Raw genomic sequence first — 19,535 nt, 5'->3', positions numbered from 1 at the left:
TATACAGCTGCCGTCCGAGTGACGGGGCAGTGAGCCGTGTGCTCAGCGACGCCCCCAATCGATCGCAGGACAGCGGTCCATGACCACTTCAAGTCCAGCCGCACGCGCCCGTTCAGCAGCTGACTCATTGATCACACCGAGCTGCATCCAGACGGCCTTGGCACCAACAGCGATCGCCTCGTCAACCACCTCACCGGCCGCCTCGGAGTTGCGGAAGATATCGACCATGTCGATCGGCACTTTGATATCGGCCAGGGATGCCACCGCCAGCTGGCCGTGCAGACTTTGCCCCGCCAACCGCGGATTAACCGGTATGACGATGTAGCCATGGCGCAGCAGGAACTCCATCACCCGATAGCTGGCCCGATGGGGCTTGTGGCTGGCACCTACGAGGGCGATCAGCTTGACCTCCCGTTCCAGTTTTTCGATCAGAGCCTGTTCACTTGCCATTATCCCTCTCCACCTTTGCTGCGCACACCGGACACGCCGGATCACGCCTGAGCTTCAGCATCCGCCACTCCATCCGCTTACCGTCGAGCAGCAGCAACCGACCGACCAACGGCTCACCGACCCCGGCAAGCAGCTTCAACCCCTCCGCTGCCTGCATTGCACCGATAATACCGACCAGCGGTGCAAAAACGCCTGACTGAGAACAGCTTAGCTGTTCATCTTCACCTTCGCGGTACAGGCACTGGTAACAGGGCGCTCCGTCAATACGCGGATCGAAAACACTGATCTGACCATCGAAGCGAATGGCAGCCCCTGACACCAACGGCGTCTTTGCCGCAACGCAGGCACGGTTCAGAGCAAAACGGGTGGTAAAGTTATCAGAGCAATCCAGTACGAGATCAGCCGCCGCGACCTGCTCGGCCAGCTCCTCGCCCTCAAGCCTGCGTGCCAGCGTCTCAATACGGATATCAGGGTTGAGCGCCTTGAGCGTCTCGCGGGCCGACTCCACCTTGGGCTGCCCGACACGCTCGGTCGTGTGCACGATCTGGCGTTGCAGGTTGGTCAGATCGACCGCGTCGTCATCCACCAGTACCAGATGCCCGACACCGGCAGAGGCCAGGTAGATCGCTGCCGGACTTCCCAGACCACCGAGCCCGATGACCAGGACCCGACTGTCGAGCCAGGCCTGCTGACCGTCTATATCCACCTCAGGCAACATGATCTGACGGCTATAACGCAGTAACTGCTGATCCGATAACACCTTGTATCCTTTTTCAATCAGGGCATGCGGGCAAGGGTTACACGCGCCCGCCCGCCTAAATCGTTCAGGGTTGTGACTTGAGCATACCCCAGTCCGGCGAGTAGCGCCCGCACCGGCTCACCCTGGTCGTAACCATGTTCGAACAGTAACCAGCCCTCCGGTTTCAGATAGTTCCGCGCCTGTTCGGCTATCTGCCGGATATCGGACAACCCGGATTCATCAGCAACCAGTGCCGAGCGCGGCTCAAAGCGTACATCGCCCTCGGCCAGATGCGGGTCGTGTTCGTCAATGTAGGGGGGATTGGACAGGATCATGTCGAACAGGCCGCCGAGCGGTTCGCACCAACTGCCGGTCAACACCTCGACATTGTGAAGCTCAACTCTGTCGCGATTGCGTCTGGCCAGCTCGGCAGCCTCCGGCACGCGGTCGGTGGCGATCACCTGCCAGCGCGGCCTCTCGCTGGCCAGCGCCAATGCAATCGCACCGGTTCCGGTCCCGAGATCGGCCACGCGGTAGGGGCCGTCACCCAAGCGCTCCAGTGCCGCCTCAACCAGTGTCTCGGTATCAGGGCGTGGGATCAGCGTATCCGCCGTCACCTCAAGGGTCAGCGTCCAGAAATCGCGCAAGCCGGTGAGGTGCGCAACGGGTTCTCCGGCGATGCGACGCGCCAACAGCTCGCCGAAGGCTTGACGCTGCTCGGCGGTCAATTCACGCTCTGGCCAGGTAAACAGGTAACTTCTCGGTTTGCCCAGCACATGACACAGCAGCAGCTCGGTATCCAGTCGCGCACTGTCGCTGTCGATTCGGTTGATACCTTCCGCCAGCGCCTGCTGGATGCTAAACGCTGACTCAGTCGGCATCGGACAGGGCGCCTAACTGCTCGGCCTGATGCTCCTGCAACAGCGGGTCGATCACAGCATCCAGATCCCCCTGCATCACCTCACCGAGCTTATACAGGGTCAGGTTAATACGGTGGTCGGTGACGCGTCCCTGCGGGAAGTTATAGGTGCGAATACGCTCTGAGCGGTCGCCCGAGCCAACCAGACTTTTGCGTGTGCTCGCCTGCGCCGCCTGCTGGCGGTCCATTTCGGCCTGCTGCAGACGTGACGCCAGCAATCCCATCGCCTTAGCGCGGTTCTTGTGCTGGGATCGCTCCTCCTGACATTCCACTACCACACCGGTCGGGATGTGGGTGATGCGAATCGCGGAATCGGTCTTATTGATGTGCTGACCGCCCGCGCCCGAAGCGCGGAAGGTATCGACACGCAGGTCTGCCTTGTTGATCTCGATGGCGGCGGACTCATCCAGCTCCGGCATCACCGCTACCGTACAGGCAGAGGTATGGATGCGCCCCTGAGATTCGGTTTCCGGAACACGCTGTACTCGGTGGGCGCCGGACTCAAATTTCAGCCGTGAATAGACCGCCTCACCGGCAACGCGGGTGATGATCTCCTTGTAGCCGCCATGTTCGCCTTCGCTGGCACTGATCACCTCGACCCGCCAGCCACGCGTCTCTGCGTAACGGGAGTACATGCGGAACAGATCTCCCGAGAAAATCGCAGCCTCATCGCCACCGGTACCGGCGCGAATCTCAAGAAACACGTTGCGACCATCGTTGGGGTCTTTCGGTAACAGCAGGATCTGAAGCTCGGCTTCGAGGGTTTCGATTCGCGTTTTCGCGGAATCGATCTCATCCTTGGCCATCTCGCGCAGGTCGGGATCGGCGTCCTCCAGCATGGACTTCGCTTCCGCCAGATCATCCTGCGCCTGACGCCAGTCGCCAAAGGCTTTTACAACCGGCTCCAACTCGGAATATTCCCGCGAGTAATCGCGAAAACGGTTCTGGTTGGAGATGATTTCCGGCTCGCTCAGCAGGGCAGCGAGCTCTTCATAACGATCGCTAAGCTTCTCGAGCTTGTTCTGAATCGAGTCTTTCATGGCAGGGCCTGTTAATTGGAGCGTTCAGCCGGACCGGATAGCTGATAGAGCTCGTGCACCAGCGCTGCCAGATCGGTGCGCCCTTCGGCAGACGCCTTGCGCAACTGGACTGTCGGCTGATGCAACATTTTGTTGGTAATACCGCGCGCCAACTGGCGCAGGATCTGTTCGGCATCGCGCCCTTGAGCCAGCAATCGCAAGGCCTTGTCCAGCTCGGCATCGGCGATCTCCTGACCCTGTTGACGCAGGGCTGTGAGGGTATCGACCGCCTCAAGTTCCCTCAGCTGCCCGAGGAAAGCGTGGGCACCGGCTTCGATAATCGCCTCGGCATCAGCCGCTGCAGATTCCCGCGAGCGCTGATTTTCCTCAATTACTTCGGTGAGATCGTCGACGGTGTAGAGATAAACATCATTGAGCTCGGCTACCTGCGGTTCAATATCGCGCGGTACCGCGATATCGACCATGAACATGGGCCGATGTTTGCGCTTTTTCAACGCGGATTCCACCGCGCCCTTACCCAGAATCGGTAACTGGCTGGCGGTAGAGGAGATCAGAATATCGGCCTTGGGCAGCGCTGCAGGCATGGCGGCAAGCTCGATCGCCTCGCCCCCCACTTCGTCGGCCAGCGATTGGGCACGACTCAGCGTCCGGTTGGCAACGGTAATGGAGCGTACACCGGCCTGCTTGAGATGTCGGGCCACCAGCTCGATGGTTTCACCGGCGCCGATCAGCAGGGCATTGCTCTCGCCCAGATCGGCAAAAATGTGCTGTGCCAAGCTGACTGCTGCGTAAGCCACAGAGACCGGATTCTGGCCGATAGCGGTTTCGGTACGCACCTGTTTGGCGACAGAGAAGGTATGACGAAACAAACGGCCGAGCTCAGCACCGATCATTCCCGCATCCTGCGACACACTGAATGCGCTCTTGAGCTGACCCAGTATCTGGGGCTCACCGAGCACCAGCGAATCCAGACCACAGGCCACCCGCATCATGTGACGAACAGCCTCTTCATCACGGTAGATATAGCAGCACTTGGCCAGCTCTTGCGGATCAAGACCGTGATATCGGCCTATCCACGACAGCACCTCACCGGTATCAGTCAGTTCGGTTGCGCAATAAAGCTCGGTACGGTTACAGGTAGAGAGGATGGCAACCTCATGCAGACGCGCCTGCTCACGGGCGTTCGACATCGCCTCACCGATCTGTTCAGGTGCAAACGCAACGCGCTCGCGCACCTCAACCGATGCGGTCTTATGATTGATCCCCAATGCCAGCAACGCCATAACTTCTGCTTTGCACCACCCAGATTAGACAAGCGCGACATCATACACCTTTACGCGCGCCGGATTAAGCAGGCGAAGAGCAGACCCTTGCCGCCGGTCAAACCGAGCGGCCCACCGACGCAACGCCTCAGCGATGACAAACGCTGCACGCATCATCTATAGTGGCTCTTTGTCTCCAGGATCTGAGCAAAGATGAGAAAAACCGGGCTCGCCATCCTGTTCGGCACGCTGTTTCTTGGCGGCTGCGCCGGACAGGCTCTAAACGGTTCAGGCACAGCGGCCGTGCACGATACATCACCAGCACCCGATGCAGCGGTGGACTACCAGCCGGGAGAGCTGAACCAGGAGTCGGTCTATGAACTACTGGCTGCCGAAATCGCCGGCCAGCGCCGGCAGTTCGATCAGGCGCTGGGGTATTACCTGCACCAGGCGCAAATGACCCGTGATCCGGCGGTAGCTGAACGCGCGACTCGCATTGCCCAGTTCCTGCGCAACAGCCCAGCCGTGCTTGAAGCGGCCGCTGTCTGGGCCCAGGTTACCCCAGAGGATCAGGAGCCCCGCCACATACTGGCCAACATTCTGATCAGCGAAGGTCGCTTCGACGAGGCCCTGCCGGTTCTTGAACAGATTCTCGATGACGGCAGTACAGAAGCGGTGCTGATGATCGGTGGCCACAGCCAGCAGATGCCGGAGGATACCGCACGCCTGTATGAACAACTGCTCGCCCCCTATTCCGAGCAGGATCCACAACGGCTGGATATTCTGCTGACACGCGCCCTGCTCAAGCGCCGCATGAACGATGAAGACGGTGCATTAACGCTGATCGACCAGGGACTGGCCGTGGAACCGACTCAGACCGACCTGCTGCAGCAGAAGGTCGAGATTCTGCGAAGTCGGGGCGATACCGCTGAAGCCCTGAGGATCGTCAATCGTGCGCTGCGGATGAATCCCGACGCCAAACCACTCAAGGTGCAGTACGTTCAGCTTCAGATTGATACCAACCCCGAGCGCGCACGCAAGGCCATGCTGGAACTTGCGCAAGCTTATCCGGAAGACGATCAGCTCCACTATTACTTCGCACTGCTGGCGCTGGATCATCAGCAGTACGACATCAGCCGCGAACTGCTGAACACCCTGTTGGCCAAAAGCCCGAACAACTCCAATCTGCACTTTTATCTGGGCATCGTCGAAGAGGGCGCGGGCAACCACCCACGCGCCATCGAGCACTATCTGAAAGTGAAGAGCGGCTCCAACCTGCAACAGGCCCTCAACAGGGCTCTGAACCTGCTCGATCAACCAGAGCAGGAGAGCCGAGTGCGCAAAATTATCGACCAGAGCATCGCCGATCATCCTCAGCTGACCGTAGAACTGACGCTGATGCTCGCCGACTGGCTGAACGGTCATGATCAGCGCGATGAGGCCCTGCAGCTGGTGGAAAACGCCCTGGCCAAACATCCAAATAACGTGGGTCTGCTATACAGCCACGCACTGATGATCGAGCCGGACGACCCTGCACGTATGCTGAGCGACCTGGAAAGTGCGCTTGAGCTGGAGCCGGATAACGGCATGTTGCTCAATGCTTTGGGCTATTCACTGACACTCTACGGTGATGATCTTGAGCGGGCACACACACTGATATCCAAGGCGCTGGAGCAGCACCCTGACGATGCCGCGGTACTGGACTCTATGGGGTGGGTCCTATACAAGCTAGGCCGCACTTCCGAAGCCTTGAACTTTCTGCGTCGTGCCCATGATCTCTTTGCTGATCCGGAGGTCGCCAGCCACCTGATTGAAGTGCTCTGGGCCGATGGCCAGACGCAGGAAGCGCTGGAGCTTTTGAAGTCGAGCCGGGAAAACGCCCCCGATGACGAGCGACTTGAAAAGCTGGCCGAGAAGCTGGGAGCCTCCTGATGCGAGGATTACTGCTTCTGGCAGCGCTCCTGCTCAGCGCATGTTCCACTCTTCAGCCCCCCTCTCAGGCACCAGAGGGCAGTTTGCGGGGATCACTCGGCGATGACTGGCAGTTCGAAGGCAAGGCCGGCATCCGACAGGGCGAGCATGCCAATAGCGCCAATGTGGACTGGGAGCAGCAAGGCGACCACTTCGATATTCGCCTGAGCGGCCCCCTCGGACAGGGCGGCATGCAGATTGTCGGCGACGATACCGGCGTTACCATGCAGGTATCCGGAGAGCCCGAGCCCTATCAAGCGGACACACCTGAGGCGGTCATGCAGCAGGCGCTGGGCTGGCACCTGCCCGTCAGCCAGGCACGTTACTGGGTTCAGGGCCGCCCCGATCCGAACATCCCCTACCAGCTACTGTCCGACACCGAGGGTTTCGAGCAGTCAGGCTGGCGAATCGAGATCCAGCGAATGACCCCGATCAACGAAAATCTGGTGCTGCCAGGACGTCTTGAATTCCGCTATTCAGACCTGAGCATTCGACTGGTAATCCGCAACTGGATCCCTGCAGATTAACCAAATACCGTTTCTTCACACCAAAGGGGTTGATTTTCCATGCCTGTTTACCGAAAATACGCGCCTTCTTGGATCGGTGGCTTGCCACCTATAGATACAGGGGTATCGCCAAGCGGTAAGGCACTGGATTCTGATTCCAGCATGCGCAGGTTCGAATCCTGCTACCCCTGCCAAACATTTTATCGATGACTGACTCCCTTTCAGCGACCTCATCCGCTAACCCTGATGCAATCAAGAAGGTACTCGCCGTGTCTAAAATGATGGTCTTCACCGGCAATGCTAACCCTGCACTTGCGCAGAAAGTGGTTGAGCGACTCGACATCCCGATGGGAAAGGCCAACGTCTCACGCTTCAGCGACGGTGAGGTCAGCGTCGAAATTCAGGAAAACGTGCGCGGCAAGGATGTGTTCATTATCCAGTCCACCTGCGCACCGACCAACGACAACCTGATGGAGCTGATCGTATTCGCTGACGCGATGCGCCGTGCATCGGCTACCCGCGTAACAGCGGTTATCCCCTACTTCGGCTATGCCCGTCAGGATCGTCGTCCGCGTTCTGCACGCGTACCGATCAGCGCCAAAGTCGTAGCGAGCATGATCTCCAACGTCGGCATCGACCGCGTACTGACCGTCGATCTGCACGCCGACCAGATTCAGGGCTTCTTCGATATCCCGGTGGATAACGTTTACGGCTCACCTGTTCTGCTCGACGACATTATGGACCAGAGCTACGAAGACGCCATCGTAGTATCGCCGGATGTCGGCGGCGTAGTCCGTGCCCGCGCCGTGGCCAAGCAGCTGGACTGCGATCTGGCAATCATCGACAAGCGTCGCGAGCGTGCCAACGAAGCACAGGTCATGAACATCATCGGTGACGTAGCCGGCCGCACCTGCATCCTCGTCGATGACATGTGCGATACCGCTGGCACCCTGTGCAAGGCGGCCAAGGCACTGAAAGACAAGGGGGCATCCCGCGTGGTCTCCTACGTTACGCATCCGGTACTGTCTGGCCCTGCGATCAGCAACATCAGCAACTCCGAACTGGACGAACTGGTCGTTGCCGACACGATTCCGCTGTCCGAAGCGGCCCAGAAGTGCGAGAAGATCCGCCAGCTCACTCTGGCACCGATGTTGGCAGAAGCGGTACGTCGCGTCTGCAACGAAGAATCGATCAGCGCCATGTTCCGGTAATCGAGACTCTCGACTAATCGACAACATGCTCTGAACGCGCCGGCAATGGCCGGCAACATGACCCGAAAGGGATATAAAATGCTGCACACTCCTGGTCGCGGGGGTCTGCAGCTTTTGAACTATATAAGGTAACTACAATGTCTACATTCGTAATCAACGCCGAAGCCCGTAACGATCAGGGGAAAGGTGCGAGCCGCCGCCTGCGTCGTGAAGGCAAAGTACCGGGCATCGTCTACGGTACCGAAACTCCGGTGGCTATCTCTATCCAGGCTAACGAACTGGCTAAAGCACTGCAGAACGACTCCTTCTACTCATCCAAGCTGACTCTGACTCTGGATGGCAAGGAAACGTCCGTCTTCATCAAGGATCTGCAGCGCCACCCGGCCAAGCCGGTCATCCTGCACGCTGACTTCCAGCGTCTGGACGACAGCAAGAAGATCAAGATTCAGGTTCCGCTGAAGTTTGTAAACTTCGAGAAGTCTGCTGCATCCAAGGCTTCTGGCAAGTTCGCAGCTGAAGCAGCTACTGCCGAGATCCTCTGCCTGCCGAAGGATCTGCCGGAAGCTCTGGAAGTTGACCTGTCCAAGATCGAAATGGGCCAGATCGCTCACCTTTCCGACATTTCCCTGCCGGAAGGTGTTGAGATCGTTGCTCTGCGTCGCGGCGAAGACCACGACCAGGGTATCGGCTACTGCTACGCTCCGCGTGGCGCTAAAGCCGGCAAGTAATCGTTTGCCGCAAAAGGCACTGGCATGCAGGATCGGATACAGTTGATCGTCGGCCTCGGTAACCCCGGGGCTCAGTACGAACATACCCGCCACAATGCCGGTGCCGAGCTGGTGGAGCAGCTTGCTGCCCACCAGCACACCTCCCTGCAGACCGATAAGCGTTACCACGGCCTGTACGGCAAGATTCTGATTGAAGGCCAGCCGGTGCATCTTCTGATCCCGACCACCTTCATGAACCTGAGCGGCCAAGCAGTCGCCGCGCTCGCCAATTTTTTCAAGATCCCCGCCAACGCCATTCTGGTGGCGCATGACGAGCTCGATATCGCGCCCGGCACTGCCCGCTTGAAGAAAAGCGGTGGCCATGGCGGTCACAACGGCCTGCGCAGCATCATCAGCCAGCTCGGAAACAATCGTGACTTTTACCGCCTGCGCATCGGTATCGGACATCCGGGGCACGCCAGTCAGGTCTCCAACTTCGTACTGGGCAAAGCACCGGCGAAAGAGCGTGAACTGACTCAGGCAGCAATCGATGAGGCACTGCGCCAGCTACCACTGGCGGTCAAAGGTGACTGGCCGCGCGCCATGAACCATCTGCACAGCTTTAACGCATCCAGTTAAACAGGATTTTCATCATGGGATTCAAATGCGGCATCGTCGGCTTGCCTAACGTCGGTAAGTCCACTCTGTTCAATGCACTGACCAAATCGGGTATTGCAGCGGAGAACTTCCCGTTCTGCACCATCGAGCCCAACTCCGGTATCGTTCCTATGCCGGACCCGCGCCTTGATGCACTGGCCGAAATCGTCAACCCGGAACGCGTACTGCCGACCACCATGGAGTTTGTCGATATCGCCGGCCTCGTGGCAGGCGCGTCCAAGGGTGAAGGCCTGGGCAACAAGTTTCTCGCCAATATTCGCGAGACCGACGCTATCGCCCACGTTGTGCGCTGCTTCGAAGATGACAACGTCATCCACGTTGCCAACCGTATCCACCCGATCGAGGATATCGAGACAATCAACCTTGAGCTGGCACTGGCCGACCTCGAGTCCTGCGAAAAGCAGCTCCAGCGCGTGCAGCGTACCGCCAAGGGTGGCGACAAGGATGCAGTAGCGGCCAAAAACCTGCTGGAAAAACTGATCCCCCACCTGTCGGAAGGCTTGCCCGTACGCGGCCTGCCGCTGGATGAGCAGGAGCAGAAGCTGGTTCGCACTTTCCACCTGCTGACCACCAAACCGACCATGTATATCGCCAACGTGGCCGAGGACGGGTTCGAGAACAACCCCTGGCTGGACAAGGTACGCGAACTTGCCGCCAGCGAAGGCGCCAGTGTCGTACCGGTCTGCAACAAGCTGGAAGCCGAGATCGCTGAGCTCGAAGATGACGAGAAGTCGATGTTCCTCGACGAGATGGGCATGGAAGAACCCGGCCTAGATCGCGTTATCCGTGCCGGATACTCACTGCTGGGACTGCACACCTACTTCACGGCGGGTGTTAAAGAGGTACGTGCCTGGACTATTCCGCTGGGCGCCACCGCGCCGCAGGCAGCAGGTGTCATCCACTCTGACTTCGAAAAAGGCTTTATCCGTGCTGAAGTCATCGCCTATGACGATTTTATCGCTTACAAGGGCGAGCAAGGTGCCAAGGATGCGGGCAAGTGGCGTCTTGAGGGCAAGGAATACATCGTCAAGGACGGTGACGTAGTCCACTTTCGCTTTAACGTTTGATCGCCATTGTCATATAAAGCCCGCCAATCGGCGGGCTTTATTTTTACGCTTCAACCAGTTGACAGGAAAGGATAAACAAAGAATAATGCGCGCCTCTAAAGCGTGGCAATATAGCTCAGTTGGTTAGAGCAACGCATTCATAATGCGTGGGTCGCAGGTTCGAGTCCCGCTATTGCCACCATCTTATTACGCTTTAGAACTGTTGCTGGGGTATCGCCAAGCGGTAAGGCAACGGGTTTTGATCCCGTCATGCGCAGGTTCGAATCCTGCTACCCCAGCCAACTCTCCAGTGTGGCAATATAGCTCAGTTGGTTAGAGCAACGCATTCATAATGCGTGGGTCGCAGGTTCGAGTCCCGCTATTGCCACCATTCCTTTGCAGGGGTATCGCCAAGCGGTAAGGCACTGGATTCTGATTCCAGTATGCGTAGGTTCGAATCCTACTACCCCTGCCACTTCTATTCTTGTCCAATTCCTGAGCATTCCAGCCTGACAGCCGGTTAACGCCGAGTTAGTATGTAGGGCAAGATTCAGACGGACCGGAGTCACCCAGCAACATGATCACTGGATCAGAGTCGGCGTACAGTCTTATCGACAAACTTGCCGCCGGCACACACAAGCGCAGCACAATCAATATCATCTTCGTTGGCTTCGAGAGCGACGAGGTCGACCCGCTACTATCCCTTATTCGCACAGGCCGACTCTCCCCTCGAGGGCGCCGCGTGGAAAGCCGCGACGAGCTGACCCAGGCACTGAGTCAGCGCTCCTGGGATCTGCTGCTCTGCAGCACCCACACCAATCATGAGTTAAGACCCCACACCGTTGTACAGATCCTGCATCATCAGGATAAGGACGTGCCGGTCATCGAACTCAGTGCCGATACCTCAGAGAGCGCCCAACTGCGCGCTTACAAAGAGGGTATTCAGGCGTTGCTGTCCGAGAAGCCCGGTGAGCTACTGCTGCATGTGGTGCATCAACAACTCTCGGCTTTGGATACCCGCAGACGCCTGCGCCAGACCGAGAGCATGCTTGAGGTGACCGAGCGGCATGTACACGACCAGGTCGTCAGCTCCCGCACCGCGATTGGTTATCTGCACGAAGGTAAACTGGAGTTCGCCAACGACAGCATGGTGGAACTGCTGGGATACGACCGCGCGTCCCAGCTCAAGGGTCTAACCCTCGACGAGTTGCTGCCCGCCGAGCAACGCCGTGAAGTGAATGAGAAACTCAGCGCTCTTGCCGAACAACATGAACCGGTCGACCTGAAACTGGGCCTGCGTATCAACCACTCTGACAACAGCCAGTTCAGCGCCGAAGTGCAGCTACAGACAAGCCGCTTCCTCGGCCACACCTGCCTGTCGATGACGATACGACCGGACCATGATCTGCTCGGCGAGATTGCCAAACACCACGACGAAGACGCACTCACCGGCCTGAAGAACGGCACCTACCTGATGCAGCGACTGGACGATACCACACAGCGCGCACTCAGCGGCGGTCACGATGCCCACCTGCTGTATATTCGTCTGGATAAATACCACCAGCTGATTACCGAACATGGTGCGGATGCAGCGCACACGCTGCTCAAGGCGATCGCTGGCCGTTTGGACAAGGCATTTAGCGACCCACATCTGGCCTGCCGATTCGAGGACGACAGCTTCATCGTGCTTTTGCAGCACGCCGATCCTGAAGCCACTCAGAAAATCAGCCGCAAGCTTTACCGCCAAATCGCCGAACTGGAGGTTCCTTACGAGCAGAGTGCCGTCTCCAGTACCTGCTCCATCGGCATTGTCACGATCAACGACAGCGCCCCGCCGGCAAGCGAAATCATTCAGCGCGCCCACAAGGCGGCCGACGAGCTGACCGACGGCAACGGCTGCAGCCTCTATCATGCCTATAACCCGCTTCAGCAACAGGATGACGATGCGGTGAAACGCGTGCTTCACGCCATCACCGAATGCCGCCTGAAGATGCTGTTCCAGCCGGTTGTTTCGCTAGGAGAAGAGGATGAGCACGAGTACGAAGTGCTCATTCGTATGCTCGATCAGAACGATGCGGCCATGCGGCCAAACACCTTCCTCACCGCGGTCGAGCAGAGCGACGTCATGGTCAAGATGGACCGTTGGGTGCTGGAACGTTCCCTTCAGCTCCTGCACGAAGAGCTGGAGAAGGGCCACCGCAACCGCCTGTTCATCAATATTGCCGGGCGCTCCCTACGCAGCCGCTCACTGCTGACCTGGTTTGCCGGCATGCTCGACGAGCTGCGCGTACCACCGGATCTGATCGTCTTTCAGATCAGCGAAACCGATGCTGCTACGGAGTTCGAATACACCAAGAACTTCGCCAGCAAGGTGCGCGAACTGGAGTGCAGCCTCTGCATCAAGCATTTCGGCAGCTCACCGAACTCATACCGGGTATTCGATGAGATCGAGGCCAACTATCTGAAGCTGGATGGCGCCTACGTCCAGGATCTGGAAAGCGGTGATCTGAGTATCGCAGCCCTGCAGCAACAGCTCGAACCCGCGCTGAACCGCGGCCTGATCCTGATCGCCCCGCTTGTCGAAAACAACCGTGTGATCAGCAAGCTGTTTCGCTGTGGTGTCCAGCGCATACAGGGCTACTACCTGCAGCCACCACGCGAGTCGATGGACTACGACTACTTCGAAGAGCGCTGAACATAAAAAAGCCGGTCACTCAGACCGGCTTTTTTCATTCTGATGGCGTCGGCTTAACCGGCACGATCACGATCGCGGAACCCAATCAGATAGAGAATACCGTCCAGCCCCAGAGTGGAGATCGCCTGCTTGGCGCTACGACGCACCAGCGGCTTGGCACGGAACGCGATACCCAGCCCTGCGATGGACAGCATCGGCAGATCGTTGGCGCCGTCACCGACCGCGATGGTCTGCTCGAGACGCACACCCTCTTTGTCGGCAATTTCGCGCAACAGCTGCGCCTTGCGCTCACCATTAACCACCGTTCCGACAACCTCTCCAGTCACCTTGCCATCACGAATATCGAGTTCGTTAGCGTGGATATAGTCAAAGCCCAGCTTCTGCTGGAGATGGCGAGCGAAGTAGGTAAACCCGCCCGAAAGAATAGCGGTCTTGAAGCCCAGCGACTTGAGATTGGAAACAAGCTCTTCGGCGCCTTCAGTCATCGGCAGACGCTGGGCGATCTGCTCAAGCACCGATGCATCGAGACCTTTAAGCAGGGCAACGCGACGCTTGAAGCTCTCGTTGAAATCGATCTCGCCCCGCATCGCCGCCTCGGTGATCGCCACCACCTGATCGCCGACACCGGCCTCCTTGGCCAGTTCATCGATCACCTCCGCCTCGATCAATGTGGAGTCCATATCGAACACCACCAGACGACGGTTACGGCGATAGATATCATCCTTCTGGAAGGCGATATCCACATCCAGCTCTGATGCGGCCTTGAGGAACGCTTCACGCAACTCGGAGGCATCCTCCGGCATACCACGCACCGAAAATTCGACGCAGGCCTTGGTGCTCGACTCCACCTTGGAATCGAGCCCCACCCGTCCGGACAGTCGGCTGATATTGTCGATGTTGAGGCCGTGCTTCGCGGCAATATCGGTTACCCGGGCGATATGCGCCGAGCTGATCCGGCGCGCCAACAGCGTAATGATATGGCGGGACTTACCCTGCCCTTCCACCCAGTGATCGTAGTCGCCATCGCTGACCGGCTCGAACCGCACCTGCAGGTTAAGTTCATGCGCCTTGAACAGCAGATCGCGCATCAACGGCGAGGACTCAGCTTCCTGCGGCACCTGAATCAGCATACCAAGCGACAGGGTGTTGTGGATAACCGCCTGGCCGATATCGAGAATCGAGATCTCGTAATTGGCCAGGATACCGGTGATGGCGGAGGTGACACCCGGCTTGTCTTCGCCGGTAAGGGTGAGCAGGATAATTTCGTGCATCGCGTAAAGATCCGTCCGTCGCTTGAGACTTGATCGCTTCAAGAAAGTGCCACAGCTGTCGAGGGTGGCCTGGGAAAAGTGGCCGGCATTATACCCTGTTCATGCAGACGACGCAGTCCTCTGGCAAATCCAGTATAGTCAGCACTTTATGAACCATTGATACATTCGATGTGACTGAATCCTTCTGGCTCAACTTCGTTCACCACCATACCACCTGGCTGCCGCTGATGGTTGCGCTGGTCGCCTTTCTGGAAAGCGTTGCATTCGTTGGCATAGTAGTGCCCGGCATCGCACTGCTGTTTGCCCTCTCGGCACTGGCTGGCAGCCAAGCGCTACCGCTGCATCCGTTACTGATTGCAGGCTTTCTGGGCGCGCTGATAGGGGATCAGTCCAGCTTCCTATTGGGCCGCTTCGCCGCCCCCTGGCTTGAACGACGCTGGCCGCTCAACCGCTACCCACAACTGCAAGCGCGGGGCCTGCAGTTTTTCAATCGTTATGGCGGCCTCAGTGTCGTGATCGGTCGATTCGTCGGCCCCTTCCGCCCGCTGATGCCCTTTGTGGCGGGCAGCTACCGCATGTCGCCCCTACGCTTCAGCCTCTTTAACACCCTCTCGGCAATTGCCTGGTCGCCGGCCTACCTGCTGCCGGGCTATCTGACCGGGATGGGCGCAAAACAGCTCCCCCTCCTGGCAAGCCCTGTACTGGAGATGCTGATCGGCTTGTTTGCGCTGGGGCTCGCGTTCCAGCAGCTGCATATGCGACTGTATCCCGATGCAGGCCTGTGGAACTGGATCAGCCGACACGGAATCGACCCTCAACGACTGGGTGTTCACATACTCCTTGGCGGCAGCGCGCTACTTTTCCTGCTGACGATTGCCGCTCAGCTATCAGGGCGTTTTGCGCAGATGAATAGCAGTTTGTATGCGCAGCTCTACAGTCTTGGCCAAGAGATACCCTTATTAAGCACCTTCGTCACTCACCTGGGTGATCCACCGCTGGTGATGACACTGGCACTGACCTGCGGGGTGATTGGACACTGGCGTTTCGGCCAAAAGGCGGGCTGGGGTGTAACCCTGGGCGTGGCGGCGGCGATTGTAATCAACCATCTGCTTAAAGAGGCGTTGGCGATACCACGCCCAAGCGCCGGGCAGGCACTTCTCGAAAGCTATAGTTTCCCCAGCGGCCATGCCAGTGGGGCCGCCGCATTCTACACCCTGTGCGCCGTCTGGCTGCTGCACAACCAAAGCCATACCAGCCGTCATGCTGGTTACGTGGCCACACTGGGGCTCGTTCTGCTGATCGCCTTGTCGCGGGTATTACTCGGGGTGCATTGGCCGCTGGATATACTCGCGGGGCTGATGGAGGGGGTCTTGATTGCGGCGCTGTACCGTTACGCCCTGCTTGTATGGACGCCCCGGAAAGCGATTGCAGCAGTGCCGGTCATGGCACTGCTGCTCTTGGCTGCACTGGCGTACAGCCTTGTCCGGACATTGATTTAGCTCGACTTCCGGCGCCGCGCACGGGGCGGGTGTTTCGGTTTGTGCGCAGCCTTTCGTTTAGCCGTCTTGTGCTTAGGGTCATCCTGCCCCGCTACACGTGCACGCGCCTTGCCCGGCCGGCCCTTGTCGTCCTGTCGATCAGTACCCGGCCCTATTTTGCCCGCAGCAAGCAGCTCCCGCTTACTGGGCTTTTTTGCCGGCTCACCACCTGATGTACTGGCCAGCTCGAAGTCGATCTTGCGCTCGTCGAGATCGACACGCACAACCCTGACCCGCAGCGGATCGCCCAGCTTGAACACCTTGCGGGTACGCTCGCCGATCAGGCGCTGCTTGGCCGCCTCGAAGTGATAGTAGTCACTGGGCAGGCCGGTAATGTGGATAAGCCCTTCGACGTAGAGGTCTTCCAGCTCGATAAATGCCCCAAAGCCGGTAACAGCCGAGATGACGCCATCGAACTCTTCGCCGATCTGGCTCTGCATGTATTCGCACTTGAGCCACGCCACCACATCGCGGGTTGCCTCGTCGGCACGACGCTCAGTCATCGAGCAGTGCTCACCCAACGCCAGCATCTGCTCCATACTGTAGCCAACGTTGAACGACGAGTTCGGTTTGAAGCCCTTGGGACGTTCTACATTCTTCAGCTTCTTGTCACTGTGAATCGCCGCCCGGATGATGCGGTGAACCAGCAGATCGGGGTAACGGCGAATCGGCGACGTGAAGTGTGTATAGGCATCATATGCCAGACCGAAGTGTCCCTGATTGTCCGGGCTGTACACCGCCTGCTGCATGGAGCGCAGCATCATCGTCTCGATGATGTGACGGTCAGGCCGTCCGGCAATGGTCTCGGACAGGCGCAGATAATCCTTGGGTTCCGGCTTGTCGCCACCGGGAAGGTTCAGCCCCAGTTCACCCAGAAACGCCCGCAGGTTTTCCAGCTTCTGCTCCTTGGGACCTTCATGGATACGGAACAGCGCCGGCTTCTTAAGCTTGTTAAGGAACTGGGCGGTCGCCACGTTCGCGGCCAGCATGCACTCCTCAATCAGCTTATGGGCGTCATTGCGGTGTACCGGCACCAGTCGCTCGATCTTGCGCTCGTCACTGAACAGGATACGGGTTTCAGTGGTCTCGAAATCCATTGCACCGCGCTCTTCACGCGCGGCACGCAGCTTCTTGTACAGAGCATGCAGCTGCTCAAGATGCGGCACCACATCAGCGTACTCGCGTCGCCAAGCCACACCCTGCTCACTATCAGCCTCGGTCAGCATAGTGCCAACCTTGGTGTAGGTCAGACGCGCCTTGGAGTTGATAACCGCTTCGTAGAAATTAAAATCGGATAGTTTTCCGGCACGGGTCAGCGTCATTTCGCACACCATGGCCAGACGGTCGACCTTAGGATTTAGCGAACACAGACCGTTGGAGAGCAGCTCCGGCAACATCGGCACCACATACTCGGGGAAGTAGACCGAGTTGCCGCGCTTGACCGCCTCCACATCCAGCGCCGAATCCGGGCGGACATAATATGACACGTCAGCGATGGCGACCCACAGCCGCCATCCACCGAACCGCTTCTTCTCGCAGTACACGGCATCGTCGAAGTCGCGGGCATCCTCACCGTCAATGGTGACAAACGGCAGCTCACGCAGATCAACGCGATTGGCCTTGTCCTCTTCACGCACCTCGGGCGTCAGCTCACCGATCTGCTGATGCACAGCATCAGGCCACTCATTGGGGATGTCATAGCTGTGGATCGCTACCTTGATCTCCATCCCCGGCGCCAGATGCTCGCCCAGCACCTCGATAACACGCCCGCGCGCGGGCTGGCGGCGACTGGGCTGCTGAATCAGCTCGACCACAACCAGCTGGCCGTTCTCATACTTAAGGCCGGTACTCGGGTCGGGAATCACCATCACCTGATTGGTGATACGCTGATTCTCCGGAATGATACTGCCGAAACCATTTTCACCGTCGAAACGGCCAACCAGTTTACGGGTGTTACGCTCGAGCACCTCGACGATCTTGCCTTCGCGGCGCCCTTTGAAATCGACACCGATCTCCTGCACCAGCGCGCGGTCACCGTCGAACAGCTCACGCATGTTGCGGGGGCTGAGAAAAAGATCGTCGCCTCCGGCATCAGGTTTGAGAAAACCAAAACCGTCACGGTGTCCAATGACACGGCCGGCGATCAGGTTCATTTTTTCAATCAGGCCGAACTCACCCTTGCGGTTGGAGATCAGCTGGCCGTCGCGGCACATGGCGATCAGACGTCGGCGCACAGCCTCTATATCGTCTTCATCACTCAGACCAAGCTCACGGCAGAGGTGCGGATGTTTGATCGGTGCGCCCCACTTGTGCAGGAACTCGAGCAGGAACTCGCGGCTGGGAACCGGGTTCTCGTATTTCTGTGCCTCGTCCTGGGCATTGGGGTCTTTATCTTTCCAACTATTACTCATTCGTATTCCATCTGGACCACGGCGTTCGACACCTCAGTCAAACACGCTCGGGGTCAATTATTGATCGTTCTAGGATAGCGGCAGTTCAAGCGTACGCCTACCGAAACCCCATTACAGGAACAAAAAAGCCGGCAAAAGCCGGCTTTTATCCTCAGAATCAGGGCATTTCGTCAACCACATCCTCTTTTGGAGGCGGTATCAGATCGTCGCGCGTCACCTTCAGCATCAGCAGCAGGTTCGCAGCCACATAGATTGAGGAGTAAGTACCGACACCGATACCCGCAAGCAGCGCAACGGCAAAACCGAAGATGGTGCTGCCACCGAACACCGCCAGCGCAATCAGCACCAGTATCGTGGTGAACGAGGTCATCAATGTGCGGCTCAGCGTCTGGCTCAGCGAGCTGTTCATGATCTCGATCGCATCGGCCTTGCGCATAATGCGGAAGTTCTCGCGGATACGGTCATACACCACGATGGTGTCATTGAGCGAATAACCGATAACCGCAAGAATCGCCGCCAACACGGTCAGGTCAAACTCCAGCTGTAGCATCGAGAACATGCCAAGCACGATGACGACGTCATGCACCAGGGCCAATACGGCACCAAGCGAGAACTTGATCTGGAAGCGGAACGCCAGGTAGATCATGATCATGGCAAGTGCCAGCAACATGCCCAGACCGCCCTGCTCTCGCAACTCTTCACCTACCTGCGAACCCACGAACTCGTTACGGCGCAGGGTCAGCGTCTGATCGCTCTCGGCAGACTGCAACTGCTGCAGGATATTGTCGCCAAGCTTAGGATCGTGCGTTTCACCCAGACGGATCAATACATCCGTGGCCGCACCGAAGGTCTGCACGGTAACATCTTCATAACCGGCGTCTTCCAGCGCATTGCGGATTACACCGAGATCGGCCGGCTGTTCGTAACCGATCTCCACCAGACTGCCGCCGGTAAAGTCGAGGCCGAATTTGAGGCCATTGATCGCCAACGATGCCACGGAGATCAGCAGCAGCGTGAGCGAGAAGGCCGCCATCAGCTTGCGCGGCCCCATGAAGTTATAGATTTTCTGTGTCTTAGCCATCATCCCGCCC

16 protein-coding genes and 5 tRNA genes are annotated in these 19,535 nt (G+C 58.3%); 13 read left to right on the top strand and 8 right to left on the bottom strand.

Annotated features, from left to right (window positions below):
• Nucleotides 1-42 precede the first annotated feature (42 nt).
• From ADIMK_RS05345 to hemA, 5 genes are read right to left on the bottom strand one after another with little or no spacing between them, the layout of a single operon-like run.
• A complete protein-coding gene (locus tag ADIMK_RS05345; protein ID WP_036184637.1) occupies nucleotides 43-450 on the bottom strand; it encodes a CoA-binding protein in 408 nt (135 codons plus the stop codon).
• Nucleotides 440-1,210 (bottom strand): HesA/MoeB/ThiF family protein, encoded by a 771-nt coding sequence (locus ADIMK_RS05340; protein WP_036184634.1) that lies wholly within the window; start codon nucleotides 1,208-1,210, stop codon nucleotides 440-442. Before ADIMK_RS05340 ends, ADIMK_RS05345 begins: the two co-directional genes overlap by 11 nt.
• A 17-nt stretch (nucleotides 1,211-1,227) precedes the next feature.
• Nucleotides 1,228-2,070, bottom strand: a complete 843-nt coding sequence (gene prmC, locus ADIMK_RS05335) for a peptide chain release factor N(5)-glutamine methyltransferase (RefSeq protein ID WP_036184632.1) — start codon at nucleotides 2,068-2,070, stop codon at nucleotides 1,228-1,230.
• Nucleotides 2,060-3,148, bottom strand: a complete 1,089-nt coding sequence (gene prfA / locus ADIMK_RS05330) for a peptide chain release factor 1 (RefSeq protein ID WP_036184631.1) — start codon at nucleotides 3,146-3,148, stop codon at nucleotides 2,060-2,062. Before prfA ends, prmC begins: the two co-directional genes overlap by 11 nt.
• An 11-nt stretch (nucleotides 3,149-3,159) precedes the next feature.
• The gene (hemA, locus tag ADIMK_RS05325; protein WP_036184628.1) at nucleotides 3,160-4,431 is read right to left on the bottom strand and encodes a glutamyl-tRNA reductase; all 1,272 of its coding nucleotides are present in this window, start codon (nucleotides 4,429-4,431) and stop codon (nucleotides 3,160-3,162) included.
• Nucleotides 4,432-4,623: 192 nt separating this feature from the next.
• Between hemA and ADIMK_RS05320 the strand changes: the two genes are divergently transcribed.
• The 12 genes from ADIMK_RS05320 to ADIMK_RS05265 all read left to right on the top strand — a co-directional run bounded on the left by ADIMK_RS05320 (nucleotide 4,624) and on the right by ADIMK_RS05265 (nucleotide 13,224).
• Nucleotides 4,624-6,342 carry a tetratricopeptide repeat protein gene (locus ADIMK_RS05320; protein WP_036184626.1) on the top strand — a complete coding sequence of 573 codons (1,719 nt, stop codon included), beginning with the start codon at nucleotides 4,624-4,626 and terminating at the stop codon, nucleotides 6,340-6,342.
• Nucleotides 6,342-6,908: a lipoprotein insertase outer membrane protein LolB gene (lolB, locus tag ADIMK_RS05315; protein WP_036184623.1), complete on the top strand. Its 567-nt coding sequence runs from the start codon at nucleotides 6,342-6,344 to the stop codon at nucleotides 6,906-6,908. Before ADIMK_RS05320 ends, lolB begins: the two co-directional genes overlap by 1 nt.
• A gap of 98 nt (nucleotides 6,909-7,006) precedes the next feature.
• A tRNA-Gln gene (locus tag ADIMK_RS05310) sits at nucleotides 7,007-7,081 on the top strand.
• Between the two features lie 75 nt (nucleotides 7,082-7,156).
• The gene (locus ADIMK_RS05305; RefSeq protein ID WP_156042809.1) at nucleotides 7,157-8,098 is read left to right on the top strand and encodes a ribose-phosphate pyrophosphokinase; all 942 of its coding nucleotides are present in this window, start codon (nucleotides 7,157-7,159) and stop codon (nucleotides 8,096-8,098) included.
• 137 nt (nucleotides 8,099-8,235) lie between these two features.
• Nucleotides 8,236-8,826, top strand: coding sequence for a 50S ribosomal protein L25/general stress protein Ctc (locus ADIMK_RS05300; RefSeq protein WP_036184617.1), 591 nt, complete (start codon nucleotides 8,236-8,238; stop codon nucleotides 8,824-8,826).
• 24 nt (nucleotides 8,827-8,850) lie between these two features.
• A complete protein-coding gene (gene pth, locus ADIMK_RS05295) occupies nucleotides 8,851-9,444 on the top strand; it encodes an aminoacyl-tRNA hydrolase (protein ID WP_036184614.1) in 594 nt (197 codons plus the stop codon).
• A gap of 14 nt (nucleotides 9,445-9,458) precedes the next feature.
• Nucleotides 9,459-10,550, top strand: a complete 1,092-nt coding sequence (ychF, locus tag ADIMK_RS05290) for a redox-regulated ATPase YchF (RefSeq protein WP_036184611.1) — start codon at nucleotides 9,459-9,461, stop codon at nucleotides 10,548-10,550.
• Between the two features lie 104 nt (nucleotides 10,551-10,654).
• A tRNA-Met gene (locus ADIMK_RS05285) sits at nucleotides 10,655-10,731 on the top strand.
• A 25-nt stretch (nucleotides 10,732-10,756) separates the two neighbouring features.
• Nucleotides 10,757-10,831, top strand: a tRNA-Gln gene (locus tag ADIMK_RS05280).
• 12 nt (nucleotides 10,832-10,843) lie between these two features.
• Nucleotides 10,844-10,920: transfer RNA gene (locus ADIMK_RS05275), tRNA-Met, on the top strand.
• Between the two features lie 9 nt (nucleotides 10,921-10,929).
• A tRNA-Gln gene (locus ADIMK_RS05270) sits at nucleotides 10,930-11,004 on the top strand.
• Nucleotides 11,005-11,106: 102 nt separating this feature from the next.
• Nucleotides 11,107-13,224, top strand: coding sequence for an EAL domain-containing protein (locus ADIMK_RS05265; protein WP_036184608.1), 2,118 nt, complete (start codon nucleotides 11,107-11,109; stop codon nucleotides 13,222-13,224).
• 53 nt (nucleotides 13,225-13,277) lie between these two features.
• Here ADIMK_RS05265 and serB read toward each other — a convergent pair whose 3' ends face one another.
• A complete protein-coding gene (gene serB / locus ADIMK_RS05260; protein WP_036184605.1) occupies nucleotides 13,278-14,495 on the bottom strand; it encodes a phosphoserine phosphatase SerB in 1,218 nt (405 codons plus the stop codon).
• 170 nt (nucleotides 14,496-14,665) lie between these two features.
• Here serB and ADIMK_RS05255 point away from each other — a divergent pair, with 170 nt between their 5' ends.
• Nucleotides 14,666-15,994 (top strand): VTT domain-containing protein, encoded by a 1,329-nt coding sequence (locus ADIMK_RS05255; RefSeq protein WP_036184603.1) that lies wholly within the window; start codon nucleotides 14,666-14,668, stop codon nucleotides 15,992-15,994.
• On the opposite strand, the gene rnr is transcribed toward ADIMK_RS05255, so the two are convergent.
• Both rnr and secF read right to left on the bottom strand, forming a co-directional pair.
• Nucleotides 15,991-18,444, bottom strand: coding sequence for a ribonuclease R (gene rnr, locus ADIMK_RS05250; RefSeq protein ID WP_036184601.1), 2,454 nt, complete (start codon nucleotides 18,442-18,444; stop codon nucleotides 15,991-15,993). The genes ADIMK_RS05255 and rnr overlap by 4 nt on opposite strands.
• A 157-nt stretch (nucleotides 18,445-18,601) precedes the next feature.
• Nucleotides 18,602-19,525 carry a protein translocase subunit SecF gene (secF, locus tag ADIMK_RS05245; RefSeq protein WP_036184599.1) on the bottom strand — a complete coding sequence of 308 codons (924 nt, stop codon included), beginning with the start codon at nucleotides 19,523-19,525 and terminating at the stop codon, nucleotides 18,602-18,604.
• Nucleotides 19,526-19,535 lie beyond the last annotated feature (10 nt).

The sequence above is a fragment of the Marinobacterium lacunae genome (assembly GCF_000705555.1).
Taxonomy (GTDB): Bacteria; Pseudomonadota; Gammaproteobacteria; order Pseudomonadales; family Balneatricaceae; genus Marinobacterium_D; species Marinobacterium_D lacunae.
Note: the sequence above shows the minus strand (reverse complement) of the source record. Positions and strands in the feature narration are given on the sequence as shown.